Origin of the sequence: Gluconacetobacter brunescens (assembly GCF_048695475.1) — a bacterium.
GTDB lineage: Bacteria > Pseudomonadota > Alphaproteobacteria > Acetobacterales > Acetobacteraceae > Gluconacetobacter.
On record NZ_JBLHEN010000003.1, the window covers coordinates 239,527 to 254,063 of the forward strand.

Genomic DNA, 14,537 nt, shown 5'->3' on the forward strand with positions numbered 1-14,537 from the left:
TTGGAACTTGCAGCGGTGTTGCCCCACGACTTTGGTATCGAGACGAGGGGCAATGCATTGATTTTAAATAAGGAAAGTCGGTGTGGTTTCGGGCGATAAAATTTCACCAGCTATATGAAAGGTTACCGTACACGCGCCGCCCTTCTCCGTAAGCACATGATCCACCAAAGCCATTAGAAACGCATGAGCCTACGTACCGAGTATTGGCGATATTGGACATTGCTAGTCGAGCCTGCAAGCCTTTAAGTGTTGGGAAGACATTTCCAAAGTCCAAATGAGCTCCCGCGTCAAATAGAATGTATTGCGGGACCTTATAAGATTGTGCGTTGTCAGCGTAAGACGAGCCAATGTACCGGGCTCCAAAATTTATCCCGAGACCACGAAATATGTTGCGCGGCAGGGTATAGTCCACAAACATATTCGCCATGTTTCGCGGAATCGCTCCGACATATTTTCCCTGCTCGGATACTTCCCCAAGATCATTCCCAGCCATGTCATAGCGATCAACCATTGTATCGCTTTTGGTTACACGAGTGTCGTTAAACGTGTAAGAAGCGGTAAGGTGAAGGTCACGTGTAATGTTGGCATGAGCAGACAATTCGACCCCTTTTGATGTCACAGTACCTGCATCCATTTCCTTCCCAGGATGTTCAGTATCTGTAATTTCGTAATGACTCTCTTTTATATGATATGCAGCTGCAGTGAGCATTACATCAGTATGAGGAATAAGATACTTTAACCCCACCTCATATTGAGCACCCGTCAACGGTTTGATAGGCTCCCCATTATATTTAAACGCTCCTACTTGAGGAATAAAAGAAGTTGCATAACTAAAGTAGGGCGTCAGACCAAAATCAAAATTGTAAGTAAAACCACCACGCCATGTAAATTTTGCTGCGGACGAACGGGTTCCTCCCTGCGATGTATCCCACGCCGTTTGAGGGCCAGTATCCTTATCCCTACTAAACGATTTACTCGTGTAATTATACCAATCTTGTCTGCCACCCAAAAGTACAGATAGCTTCCCAAATTTAATCTGATCTTGAAAATAGATGCCCTTCTGGAATTGGTTTTCACTAAAATTGTTCCATGAGACAGCATCCGAGCAACTCAAGTCATAGCATGGGTGGACATTATAATATACTGGATCCCACACATTTATGGCAGCTACGCCTTGAGTGTCATAACCCAAATTTTGATCAAAATATACTTTCCTGAAATCAACGCCGGCTACCAAAGTTTGCCTTACTGATCCCGTATCTACATGTCCTACTACTCGACTATCGAGGCCAATGGTTTTTTGTGCCGAATACCCACTCCAACCACCACGAGGATACGTTTCTCCATTCGCCTGAAGGCCCTGCCGAAGATACACGGAATCTAAATTACTCCATGAATCTTCATAACGAAATGTTTGTTGAAATTCCCAATTTTTGTTGAATTTATGTGAGAATTGATATTCGAAATCTGCCTCATTTTGTGTATTTTCATTTACACTTGGATCGTATAGGTAACGACTTCTCGGGATGTATCCATACTTGCCTCGGGTAAGAGTCCCGATGCCAGGGAAACGGCCTTCTAGACCATCCTGAGGCGTATACATATACTCACCTAAAAGTGTTAAGCTCGTTTTATCATCAATATCCCATTTGATGGAAGGTAAAATACCGACACGTTTATAATGGACGTAATCCTGCTGAGTGCCCTGCGTTACACCAATCCCAGCAATTCGATACTTTACATTTCCCGATTTTGTTACTTTATCCCCAACATCGAATGTTGCTTCATAACGGCCCCAGTTCCCGAAGCCGACGGTTACGTTGCGAACTGGCTTATCTGTCGGTTGTTTAAGTCGTGTAGCAATTAGTCCCCCTGGGCCAACCTGCCCATAAAGGACCGAAGCCGGTCCCATTAGGGCCTCAACGCGTTCAACAAAGGCTGTTTCACCTGCAGAACCTGAGCGCGACATGATGCCGTCGACGTATTGAGTAGATTGAAATCCACGCATCATTATGCCCCCGGTACCGTTCGCGAGATTACCATTCGCAGATCCATTCTGGGCCGTTCCGTTTGGAGCCACGATGCCAGGCAGATACTGTAGCGTCTCCATTACATTCTGCGATTGCCGATCTATGATTTCTTGTTTGGTGACTACATAGATCGAGTTCGGAATCTCAGTTATCGGGGCATCAGTTTTAGTGCCTGCTTCTGTATAATGCGCGACATAACCAACGCCAGGGCCCGTGGCGGATTCTTTACCCAATGTGCCACCAACGCGAACCGGACCAAGGGTGATGTTGGCAGCCGCTTTTTGAATAACGATCGTATTGCTGCCAGCATAACGGTAGGAAAGATTCGAACTGGATAAGAGCTTCTGAAGAGCGTCTTGTGGGGCCATTGACCCGGACACGGCAGCAGACGTTTTCCCCGTGAGCAGGGCTGGGTCATATGTTACCTGAACACCAGTCTGCTTGCCGTAAGTTGCCAATGCCTGCCCGAGGGGTAGAGAGGGAATATTATAGGAGCGGGCGAGGGGCGCTGCAGTCTGGCTGACGTTTGAAGATGCAGCGCGGGCATCCATGCTTGCTAGCGCGAAAAGAAGCGCCGAGGGAACAGCCAGCATGACAGGCCGGTTGAGCCATACATGGCGCAGGCCAGGCTTTTTTGTGCGACCGACAAGGCGCGGTGCAATTTCAGGTTCCATATGTGTCGTCCCATCAAAAGTGAGAATGCATCGCATTTGAAATAGGGACGGGTTCGTATGGGCTTTTTATAGGGCAGCGTCTCAAATTATTTTTCAGAGCCGCCAAGCCTCTGAAGGTTAAGATGTTTTTGAGTGTAAGAATTTACTGTTCGTGGGATGCCGGGGCATCAGTCGCAATGAGCATATGACCAGCAACCTCCTGAACCTGTCCGCCTGAAGGGACAACTGCGGCGCTGAGGGCTGCCGGGATATTGTGCAGGTCGTAGATGCCGCCGACCTGTCGTGACCGAAGTTTGGCGCTCCAGTTAACGATAAAGCCAGGATAGTAGCGTTTAAGGGTGTCGGTAACATGCCCTACTGTATCGCTGTCAACGACGAGGGTGCCTGTTTGCCAGGATCCAATGGTGTCGGGAGAGACAGTTTTCCGGGTCACATGGCCGTCTGATCGATCGACGCTGATTTCGTCTCCTGCGTCCAAAACCACTTCCTGCGTCTGTGTCGGGCTGGATACGCCGACACGACCGTCCTGAACACCAACTTGTATCTCGGCCGGATCCAGACGGATATCAAAACGGGTGCCGATATCGCGGGCCTGTATAGATCCTGCAGTCACCCGGAAGGGACGCGTTGCGTCATGCTGGACCTGAAAAAAGGCCTCACCTGCCAGTAGGGTAACGTCGCGCGTACCGGGGCGATAGTGGACTGCAATGGCCGATCGCGCGCCCAGGGTGACGACGCTGCCGTCCGCAAGTGTTACGGTCTGATCCTTGCCTGTCGAGGTCTGGTAGTCGGCCTGCAACGCAATCCGAATGTCAGGTAAAAAGAACAGGCCTAGTCCGCATAGTGCCGTGGCCAGCGAAAGGGCTACAGCATGCCGTCCTGCTATGGCGCTGAGGGATGATGAAGGTTTGGGTGGAACGAACGTCTCTGTCCTCTTTGGTTTATCCGGAAGGGACAACAGAGCCGGTCCAACGGCACCTGTAAGCCTCCAGACACGCAAGGCTCTTGACCAGGCATCTGCATGGGCGGGCGACCGGGCATACCAGGCGGAGAACTCTTTTCGGAGATCACGGTCGTCCGGTTCCTCGGTCAGACGGATGACCCAAAGATTGGCCTCGGCGGTCAGCGGGTCGTCTGAAGCGGAAGAGTTATCTGTCATACGGACCACATGGCGCTCCACGCTCAACGGACGGGCGACATAAGAAAAGCCATCTTATGAGAGAGACGGAGCGAGAGTGCATTTTTAAAGCGTGTCAGTTCAGTTTCTGGGCGCGGCGTTATCAAGAGCCGCCTGACAGGCCGCCATTGCGTCCGTAATCAGTTGTGCCGTTCGACCAATCGAGAGGTCGAGAACAACCGCAATCTCTCGCAATTTGTAATCACCGAACCGTTTCATTTCAAACGCGAGGCGCGTGCGATCTGGTAGAGAAGCCAATACCCCTTCGATAATAGCCAGTTCCTCACGGCTACCGACATACGTCTCCGGGGAACGGGGATCGCATAGCAGGTTCTGCACCGCGATATCGGCCACATCGATTTCATTCCGAATGCGCCCAAACCGAAGGAAGTCAATTGCAAGTCGCCGGACAACCTGAAGCAGATAGGACACAGGCCGCTGGATCTCGGTACCCTTCTTCTGGACAAGGGTGGCCTTGATGAAAGCATCCTGGACAATATCTTCAGCACGGGCACGACACCCGATGATACCCGCTGCCACGTCCACAAGGTGCAGGCGATGGCTGAGATAGACGTTCAGAATCTGCTCTGAGTCCTTCACCGCGCTGTGGTTCCTGTCATGGATAAGGGTTGAGTGTCGTGCCTGCTAGTCTGATCAGATTGGATGTATTGCGACAGGTTCTTAACTGCAACAGCTATTATGCTGAGTCTGACCTGCGTGCCACAGTGTGGAACTTTTCTCGCCTTGAACGGGTGCGCTTGATAAAAAAACGTGGTGGATGGCTATAAAAACAGGTCTTTCATACGTCACTTAAGTAGGAACCTTGCGGGATCCGTCCGCCGATCCTTATTGCCCCCACGAATCGTGCCGTTAATGGGCGCAGGGGACAGTTCGATCGTATCGAATGAAGCCGCGTGAATTCTGGCGAGGAGAGTGGGAACGACGTTCCTGTTTTCTAATTGAAGCGCTGGTGGCTGCCATGTTATATAAAAATATAACTTTTGGAGGTAGCCATGCACACAACCAATCTCCGTAAAGTCGGTGGCTCCGTCATGCTGGCTGTTCCGCCAGCGATCCTGGATGTGCTGCATCTCACAGCAGGTGCAAAAGTCGGTATCTCGGTTGATAATGGTCGGCTTGTGATCGAGCCCGCGGCTCCGCCACGCTATACGCTCGAAGAGCTTCTTTCCCAATGTGATGAAACTGCGGAAATCAGAGCTGAGGATCGGGCGTGGATTGATGCCAAACCGGTCGGGAACGAGATCATCTGATGGAGCGGGGGGATATCTACCTCGTCTCGCTCGATCCCACATCAGGTCATGAGCAGCAGGGAACGCGCCCAGTAATGGTTGTGTCTCCCGCCGCGTTCAATCGGCTGACGAAAACCCCGATTGTGTTGCCGATCACCAGCGGAGGCAATTATGCGCGGACCGCTGGGTTTGCCGTGTCGCTTATGGGGGCAGGGACCAAAATAAGGGGAGTGGTTCGCTGTGATCAGCCTCGTGCTCTTGATATTGGGTCGCGCAGTGGTCGGAAACTGGAGAGCCTTCCGATGCACATCATTGATGAAGTTCTGGCTAAGCTATCCGCTATTTTGGAATAACGGCGGAGAAATCTATCTAATCGTCTGATATTAAATACTAAATTTGCGCGCATAATTTATGTGGAAATCGGATCTTGTGTGCCCTGCAACCATACTCATAAAAAATCATCAATTAAGTCAGTGTGTTGTGGAAGACCTCTTCAAGAGGGTACTTCAGGCTGCTAAAGAAGCTACACGATTTCAATCGGCTGGCATAAACAGGTTCAAATCGGGGTCCAATACCCGCGACTAGATACAAGTAGGTCCTCGGACTGATAGCTGCTGGTGCCCTCGAAGCTGCTGGCGTGATAAGAACATAGAAATTCGCATCCTTTCCGATCCGCTATCATGTTCTGGTGTGGCATAGCGCGCATAGAAGATGGAGGGATCGTAAGGCATTCTCGATGCAGTTTGCTGACGGACACTTCTGGTAATGTCTTGGCTTGCACCAAGGCCACTGTCGCATGCAACGAGTAATTGACCTGAGATTGAGTGTTTCAGAGACGTTTACGCACCCTCGTCGAATAGCGTTGAAAGGCAGTAATTTCGAATATTGGTAGATCGATTGAGCGCTTAAATATTTCTGCTCGAAGATAATTCAGTTCATCTTCGAGATTCGATTTCTGGATATCTATCCACCAAGATTTTGGTCCAATCGATCCGTCGGTATTCCACTTGTACCCTCGTAGCTTGAGAATATCTTTGGCTTCGAATGGTGCTCCTTCAGCAAAAATTCGCCAAGTCGGCCGACGTGCCACGTCGAGTAGTCGTGCCAATACGCGCAAACCACTTCGCGGCAGGGTCTTCGTCAGCAATGCGATGCCAGCTTCGCAGTCGTCGATCGCGCGATGCGCATCAAAAAAATAATGAAATTGGCCCAACAGATCCGCCAATCTGCGGCCCTCGATTCCTTCTTCCTTCCACGGGACGTCGCACATTGTGCAGCCCCATGGTTTGGACGCAAAAACGGGCGATAATCGTTCAGCAAACGGCCTGTCAAAGGCGGCATTGTGGGCCAATATGAGATCGGCCTGCGTAACGAGCAACTCGACGGCGGCGATATCTAAACGATGTCCCGCGACGATGTCGTTGGTCAAGCCAGTGATCACGGTGATTTCTGGAGGGATTGGTTCGGCAGGTTCGTTAAACTGATGCAGCGGTTTGTCGATCGCGGTAATCTGCCCCTGCGTGTTATAGTCAAAAGGAATGATTGCGAGTTCGATGATCTCGCTTGAGACCGGATCGAGGCCGGTGCTCTCAACGTCGAGGAACATTCCCTTACGAAATCGCAGATCATCACTCTTTTCGATGCATTCGGCTAATTTAAGTCGCCTCAACACGCGGTAATCGTCGCTTGCCTCAAGCAGCGCGGCTGCGGCTTCTAGTTCTAGCATTGTCGCGCTTATGCTTGTGTCCATATCAGTGAGCTTTCTTCGTCGGCTCGTTTTGCATTGATCTCGGAACCCCTAACACAGGCCTGTCGCTCTTAAGCGGATCCTCATTGGCATCAGGGCCTCCCACCGCCTTGTCATCGGGCAACCATCGGTCATCGACGTACAGCCAGTCGATGAGCGCCGGTAGCGGTTCCATTGGTGGAAAGTCATAGCGTTCAGCCATAAACGACTCTGTTCGTTTTCGTAACCACATCTTATCGTCTGCGAACTCCTCAAGAATCTTCAGCGCCTCGTTCGTGGTAGCAATGGCGGCCGAATAGTCATTCGAGATAATGCTGGTCCGATCGGCAACATTCATGGCGGAACGCCAGTCAGATTCAATCGAAAGCGCTTTCGCAATCAGTTCTGTCGCGGCGAAGAAGCTTTGGGCACTGCCGTTCACATTACGAATCCGCAATTGCCGTCTTCGGTTGGGATACGCACCCTTACCTAGCTTATCTCCCTTTTCGGTCGCAAAAAAGATTGGAAGATGCGCTACAAGGCGTAGCGAGCGGCGCTGGTAATGGGGCCTCGGGCGCTGATCGGCCGTACGTAGTAAGTCCAGATCGGCAATGATCATCGCGGTTTCAGTCTCCCCTAATGCTCCACTATGAGACCCACCGAGTTGGAAGATACCTGGTGCTTTTGATCCATAAGGTGTGTGTACCCCCTCCGTCTGCTTCCAACCATCAAGCCCGATGAATCCGCTTTGGCCGCAACCAACATGTGGCGCGACGGCGTTGCAGAAAGCTGTTACGAGGCCGGCGGCAAGATACTGGTTCTGACCGAACACATGATAGTCTGCGGATCTGTTGGTCATCGCGGGTAGGACGATCAGTGTCCGTTGCAGAGCCTGTCCACGGTACAGCGCTTTTTTGAGGCTTTCCGAAATTTCGGTGCCATTACGATAAGCAGTCCATTTCGCGAACTCATATACGTCTTTGCTGACATGCTCCAGCATGCTTTCCCCGCCTTTTTTAAGGCCGTAGCGTGCAGCGAGCTCATTATTCTCCTCGACGATGCCGATGAAGTTCGCGCTACTTGCATGCGGGAACATCTCCGAACAGACCAGCTCAAGCGAGAAGGTGCCGAGGGAAAAGGGGTGCTTGTCGTCAAGAAGTGGCGTCCAAGGTTGATCGATCGGCGGACGGATGAGTTCGCCGGCTGCCGCCGAGGGATACCGTTTCTGTCGTACGAAACTTTCAACACGAAGGCCGGAGCGTGGATCAGTCGTTGCCCTCAGACATGTGAGTAACGCCGAGTGATAGTCCCACCGGCTGAAGCCCGGCTGGGGTTGCGCTAATGCCGCAGACGCATAGGGCATGGTAGCGGTGGGAGTGAAGTCGAGGTCGATCTGCGTGCCGCCAGGAACTCTGAATGTTCCGCACCAAACAGTGATAGGCCAAGCGGAGCTTTGGAGCTGTCGCGCAAGCCAATTGATAGTCTCGGGGCGTAGGCTGTATTCTGGAAAAATTAGGCCATCGACCTTGAACTTAACGCAGGCGCTGAGAACTTCCTTAATTAGAGCACGCCGCCGGTTCTCCGACGTTGAGAGGAAAACGCCACCGCCTCGCACACTCGATGCAGGGGCTGCTGCGTCTCCAGCTGCGGTGACCAGTCCCTCATACAGTCCGTCTTTGTGTCCTGGACTGTAATAGCTGTCCGTTACGTCCCACTGGACCAGCGCCACACGATGGGCACCGGCCGTCTTTCCCTCTGCTCGCGATTTCCAGGAGCGATCTCGCTTATTGGCGATCACGGCCAGCGCGTCTTCGACCGCGCTCATCCCCACGTCTATCAACGCGGACGGAGCTGGTGTCAGTGCCGGATCTGTGGCTTCCCGCTGGGTAGATGCGTCTAGTGTAAGCAGGGTCTCGGGCTGTGTCTTTGGCATGGCAGCGGGTTGTGTTTCGGGCAGGGAAATCGTCTGGTCGCTATCCCGGTCGGTGCTTGCAGCATTTTCAGGGTCTCTACCAAATGCAGCTTGGGCAAGTTTTTGCGAAACGAGATGCATACCGATGACTTGGTCGCCGCGCCGGGTGACCGAATAGGGAAAGCGCATGCGACCCCGTAATTGACGGGATTCCATCGCGGTTCCGCGCTCTCCCCGCACATACGCGATATCGATCTGCCATTCGGCGAGGCTGAGGTTGCTACCGTCCGCGAGACGCATGATCGGCCGGTCTGCTTGACTCTCGCCTGTTCGTGGATTTGTCCATGAGACTTCGGTCGACACACGGATACGAGTAGCTGTCGTCAGTTGTCGCAGGAGGGCGGGCAGATCGTCCGGCCGCTGTAGAATCAGTTCATCGAACACGTCCCACGGCCAGTTCGGAGCGTTTCCCGTCGAGTGGGAAGGGCTCGCGTAAAATTTCAGCAGGGTACGCAAGGCCGTCTCGGCCTCAGCCATATTAGCCGCGTCTATCTGCCACAGTTCGGGCCGGAAGATGGTCCATCGTTGAGATATGGGGACGATCTGAACGAGAATCGCCACGAGCACGACCCAGCCCGACGGCATAATCTGATCGCGGAGATGGTTAAGGCCACCTCGTTGATCAAGGATGATTTTACGAAATGTTTGAACCACCCGTTTTGTCTGGGCAGCTAGACTCGGGTCCGTCGTAGGCACACCGGTGTCAAGCATGACGAGATCGAGACCGACGATATCGGATATCCAGCCAAGCTCGAAATCGGCGTCACCTAATAGATCAATCGATTCGTCAGGCAACGCGGCGACCAACTCGAAGGCAAGCGCGCGAAGATCGGTGAGCGCTGCGAGAATTTCGGTCCCAACCTCGAGTGCGTGCAGGGAATCGGCCGCGCTGGACACGACCGATGTCGCCGATTGCCTGATCATTTCCGACAGGGTCTGCCACGCGGCAGCGCTCCGTCGATAGGGTAGTGACGCTGGCTTCAACACGGGCCAATGCTTTGCGGCTTCGGGCAATGCTCTGCTTGCGCGTCTGGCTGAGCGTGCCATGAGGGCTGCGGGCTGGCCCGGTGAGCTGAGATCTTCGAGCGCGTTCACGCGTTCGCTCATAAACATGCCTTCGGAAACGGCAGCTACCAGATAGGATGCTGCGCCAGACACTGTCTTCGTTCGGTCAAAATTTTCAAGCAGGAGCAGAGCGCGCGTAATCCGCGTCGGAATGGGATTTTCTGGCGTTCCCTCGCCTGGCCCCCATCGATCGGCGCCGGACAACCTAGGCAGGACACGCGTGATGATCGCCTCGCGACGATGAAAGTGCTGTTCGAGTACAGTCGTCGCGTGCTGATCGATACCGTTTTCCTCGTCAAGAACGAGTTCGGCACGATTGCAGACGTCCCTTACCGCCCAACCGAAGCGCCATAGATCGGCACCGTCAGAAAAGACGCTGCGTGCCTCTAGGGCCGTACCTACCCTCACAAAGGCGTGGCCGTCGACGCTAGAGCGCGGAGCAAGCCAGCAGATGAGTTTAAGGGTCGATAAATCGATATCGTTGCCCACCCGGCTGGCAAAGAATGAAAAGGCTGTGGGTACTGGCACGCTCTCGATGTTGGCGCGCAATTGATCCATGAAGATGGGATATGCGGCCCTGTACAAGGCAGCAATCTGACTCGGCTCCCTGAATGGCTGTCCCTCGGCCAGTAATGTCGATCCCCGAGGCAACGCAGCTTCGCGTAGCTTTATTCCTGCTATTGGCTGGTCATCCTTGTCTATCCAAAGAATTCCGACGGGCGTATATGCCTCCTCACCAGCTGATGCTAGCAGTAGGCGGTCATCACTGCACTTGAGCAGGATGCCTGAAGCCTTCAAGCCCGGTGGCGAAGGGAGCGCTACAGCGTCGACCGACCCAGCGATCAGATGCATTAGCCGCGGCCGTCGTGCCGCGACGTCGACAAAAGTCTTGTAAGTCACGTTTACAAGCGTCGACGCGGCATCAAGTTCGACGTCAGTTGCAGGTCGATCGACTCCAGAAGCGGTACCGGAGGACCAAATACCTAATATCGTTTCGGATAGGTTGATAACAGTATTAGGTTCCACCACGTCAGCGGCGGCAAAGGGGGCTGGTTCTTCTGCTTCACCAAAAGCTGCGACGCGCTGAAGCTTCACAAGCGTTCGATTCAAGCGAGAGAAGGCAGCTCCAGCCGACTGCCTACGTGAAACCAGCAGGCTTGGCATCGATGTGTCGAACGATCGATCGAATTTCAGCAGGGACATACGCAGCCCATCGGGCAGCAGCGCTACGGCGCCACCAGCGCTCGGCTGGAGGATGGCATCGAGATATGAAAAGCGGAAGTCGGCGTTGGTCCCGCCGAGCTTTTGTGCTGCGAGACAGGCGATGATGCCGATCTGGCATCGAACATCATATCGGTCGAGCACATCTTGCGCGCCCGCAGCGCCACAAAAATCTGTAGCCAATTTCCCGAACACATTATTAAGTGCTCCGGCTGCGAGCTTGGTCGCATTTTTGTTGATACGGTCACAGACATCGTCGTCAAAGACGCTAGGTGGAATCGAAGATCGCAAAGCTCGGTCGAGACCCTCGACGGCGGCTAACCAGATGTCGAGACGCTCTGTGTCATCACCCGAATGACGCATGCGTGGCTCGGACTGTAGGACGAGGTCAAAAAATGCGCTGGCGAGCGTGGTGCCTTTGATATCGTCGAGCATGTCTGCAGCGAGGCACCACAGCCGACGATAGGCACTGGCCCTGTCGTTAAAGCGAATGTCCTCAGCACCCAGCGCAACGCCGATCTTGGCAAGGCAGGTCGAGGCATTCTGCGGGTTATCCAGTTCAGGGTCGAAAATGAGCCCGAGCGCGGTTCTGCGGTCGATTTCACCGGCATCTGCGAGCGGATCCATAGCCTCAGTGTTGGGAAGATCAGCTAATGGGCCAGAGAAGCCGAAACCGGCCCGGTTGTCTGTGATCCATGCCCGCGCCTCTGCGCGTGTCATCGGTGGGGGGATTACATTTTTTCGGTTGAGTGTCAGCCCCTTCAGCGCGATGAACGATTCGACCTTGCGCCGCAGTTGAGAAGCCGTCCCGATATCGCGGCAGATAATGACAACATCATCGACATAACGGGCATAGGCTGCGGCGCATCTCCTCGCTTCGCCCCCCGCGGCTTCGGCTGCATCGATCGTATCAAGGCGGCTTATTTCCGCCTCCATCATTTCATCTAGATCGAATAGAGAAATGTTTGCGAGATATGCCGAAAGATCAGGCCCCTGAGGGATCCCACGACGTGTATCCGAGGCGGTGACTTCGCCCGTAATCGGATGAAAATATTTCTGTCCGAAACTGTGGCTCATCAGAAACCGCGTGAAAATTTCAGCACGATCAGCGGCGTCATGGCGGGCATAGGGTGCCAAGAGCGGGGCGAAAGATCCGATATCGCCATCTGCTGCTGCCAGCGAATGTAGCGCGCGCTCGAGCGGTTTTGCTAAGGCATTCTCAAAGGCGTCATAACGAATATGATCGTAAAATCCAGTTATATCGAGACGAAGTATTTGGATTTCGTCGTGGCGGAACTGTTTGATGCGTTCGTCAAGAAAATCGACGAACGATCGCCAGCACTCGAAATAAGGACGGAAAATACCTTCCCGTTTCGGGGGGGCGAGTCCATTCACGATCGCCATATCAATTTGATAAGCGAAGCTATGGGAAGGGCGTTTCTCGCCGTTGCCGGTACGGTAGATGCTTGGCTCGGAGCCATGATCGCGCGCATATCGCACGGCCGGAATGCTATCTGCGAAAAGCGGGCATTCGTCCCGGTCACGCAGCAACTCGACAAGTCCATATTGCTGGAGTAACGCGTCATGCGAGACTGGCCCCGACTTTAGTCGGTAGCGGCCGTCGCCTTTTGGGATCTGGCGGGTCAGCAAGGGACTTGATGGCCCGTCGGCTACTTCGAGGCGCGCACGATGAACATGAAACAATGGCGACGCGCCGACAGCCAGCCATTCCCAAGCGTCGTCATCTAGGGGATATTCCCGGCGGGACGTGGATGATCGACCAAGCGTAAGCGCTGTCAGAAGGTCAGCCCGGTCATCGCTCAGGTCTCGAAACGGCTGTAGGTTTTGCGCTGCCTCTTTCGAACGCGGTTGTCGTCCACCATAACCGCTCACCAGAGCGGCGAATTGCTGTAACCCAACATCGTTTTCGTCTAGCGTTAGAAGCGCAATAATGTGATCCCAATCCGCATTAGCAAGCGCAAAGGCGATACTTCGTGCGATTGATGCCAGCCGGAGGCGGTTGACAGTGGACCAGTCAAGGTTCGCAGGGTCTTCGCCAAGTCTATATGCCGCTAGAAACGTCAGCGGTCCCCACGAGGATTGGGATAGCGCGCTGTCCGCAGCTTCACGCGAGGCGTTGTTGAGGAATGCGTCTGGGTCAATTTTTGCGTCATTGGTGGTTTTAGGCGTTACGATATCGAGCCTGAATGGTGGCCCATCTTGTAGAAGCCGCAATAGGCGTAACGTGGCATCATATGTGCCGCGCTTGCCTGCTTCATCGCTATCCAGAAAAATATGAATGCGCAGATCGCGGTCACATTCGGAGATTAAGGCGATGATGCGCTCGATACGCTCGATCTGGCCGGGTGTCAGCTGAGCACCGAGAATCCCAAGGGCGTGAAAGCCTAGTTTTTCCAGACGCAACACATCGAAGATGCCCTCGACAAGAAAGATATCGATGGGGTTACGAATGTTCTGTGTGCGCTGCTCACGTACCCAAGCGAGCAGTCTACCTTCGCCATATAGAGATGTTTTGCGAGGAAAATCATAAGAATAGAGGTATTTCGGCTTTAGCTCATCGAGCGAGCGGGCAGCAAAGCCGGCGATTTCTCCATTGGCTCCCTCAATGGGGAAGACCACGCGCTTGCCATGGAAGAAGCCACGCAGTGTCGCCCCGTAAAGATCAGCAGTCTGCTGGCCGCCGTCCTGGCGGCGGACAATACCGGCTTCGACGAGTTGCTCCTCTAAGAGGCGGTTTGACCGGGCCTCCTCAATGAGACCTTGAAGGCTGTACACTGCGGCACCGCGCTCACGGAGAAACGCAGGGTCGAATTCCCTGTTCTGCGCAAAGGTGTTGAAGATATTGTCGTCACGGGATGAATGATTGAGGCGCTGCTGCAACATAGATGAGCCGGTTGCGCGATCGATCGGCGGACGCGTCCTAGTACTAAACTGCACCCCTTCCATATCTGCAAGACGCTTGACTGCGTCCCAGAAGGAAAGCTTCTCGTAATTCTGAATGAGCGAAATGACATCGCCATGCGCGCCGCAGACAAAGCAGTGATAATGGTCACGCTCGGTACGGTTGACGCTACCCCAATACAGGTTTAGCGATGGATCCTTATCGTCATGAAATGGACAGATCGCACGTCTAGGTTGTTGTTTCCGTCCGTCGACCTGTAACCCCAGCTGCGTAGCGACTGAGGCGATATCCGCCCGTTCGACGAGGCGTGCTACTTCGTTCTGATTGCTCTTCGCGGTTAGTGCCACACGGTCCCCCTATGGGGATCTTCACGATGTGTCCCCCTTTATCAAGTGCTATCATGCGATGCATATAGCGTTAAGTCCTGTCTGTAGAGCGCTGATTTACCGTGGAATCTGATTGCGGTGAGATATGTCTTGGCGCGCTTCGATCGTGTTGT

General features: G+C 53.5%; 7 protein-coding genes. 2 read left to right on the forward strand and 5 right to left on the reverse strand.

From position 1 onward, the window contains the following. Positions 1-103: 103 nt before the first annotated feature. The 3 genes from ACMAUO_RS19265 to ACMAUO_RS19275 form a co-directional block, all read right to left on the reverse strand. A complete protein-coding gene (locus ACMAUO_RS19265) occupies positions 104-2,704 on the reverse strand; it encodes a TonB-dependent siderophore receptor (RefSeq protein WP_420358515.1) in 2,601 nt (866 codons plus the stop codon). A gap of 142 nt (positions 2,705-2,846) precedes the next feature. Further along, a complete protein-coding gene (locus ACMAUO_RS19270; RefSeq protein WP_420358516.1) occupies positions 2,847-3,863 on the reverse strand; it encodes a FecR family protein in 1,017 nt (338 codons plus the stop codon). Between the two features lie 99 nt (positions 3,864-3,962). Further along, positions 3,963-4,481, reverse strand: coding sequence for a sigma-70 family RNA polymerase sigma factor (locus ACMAUO_RS19275; protein WP_420358517.1), 519 nt, complete (start codon positions 4,479-4,481; stop codon positions 3,963-3,965). 413 nt (positions 4,482-4,894) lie between these two features. Between ACMAUO_RS19275 and ACMAUO_RS19280 the strand changes: the two genes are divergently transcribed. Then, positions 4,895-5,152 (forward strand): AbrB/MazE/SpoVT family DNA-binding domain-containing protein, encoded by a 258-nt coding sequence (locus tag ACMAUO_RS19280; RefSeq protein ID WP_420358518.1) that lies wholly within the window; start codon positions 4,895-4,897, stop codon positions 5,150-5,152. Beyond that, positions 5,152-5,484: a type II toxin-antitoxin system PemK/MazF family toxin gene (locus ACMAUO_RS19285; protein ID WP_420358519.1), complete on the forward strand. Its 333-nt coding sequence runs from the start codon at positions 5,152-5,154 to the stop codon at positions 5,482-5,484. Before ACMAUO_RS19280 ends, ACMAUO_RS19285 begins: the two co-directional genes overlap by 1 nt. Positions 5,485-5,960: 476 nt before the next feature. Here ACMAUO_RS19285 and ACMAUO_RS19290 read toward each other — a convergent pair whose 3' ends face one another. Both ACMAUO_RS19290 and ACMAUO_RS19295 read right to left on the reverse strand, forming a co-directional pair. Then, positions 5,961-6,857: a 3'-5' exonuclease gene (locus tag ACMAUO_RS19290; protein ID WP_420358520.1), complete on the reverse strand. Its 897-nt coding sequence runs from the start codon at positions 6,855-6,857 to the stop codon at positions 5,961-5,963. Between the two features lie 25 nt (positions 6,858-6,882). Then, entirely contained in the window at positions 6,883-14,385 is a 7,503-nt protein-coding gene (locus tag ACMAUO_RS19295) for a CHC2 zinc finger domain-containing protein (RefSeq protein WP_420358521.1), read from the reverse strand. Positions 14,386-14,537 lie beyond the last annotated feature (152 nt).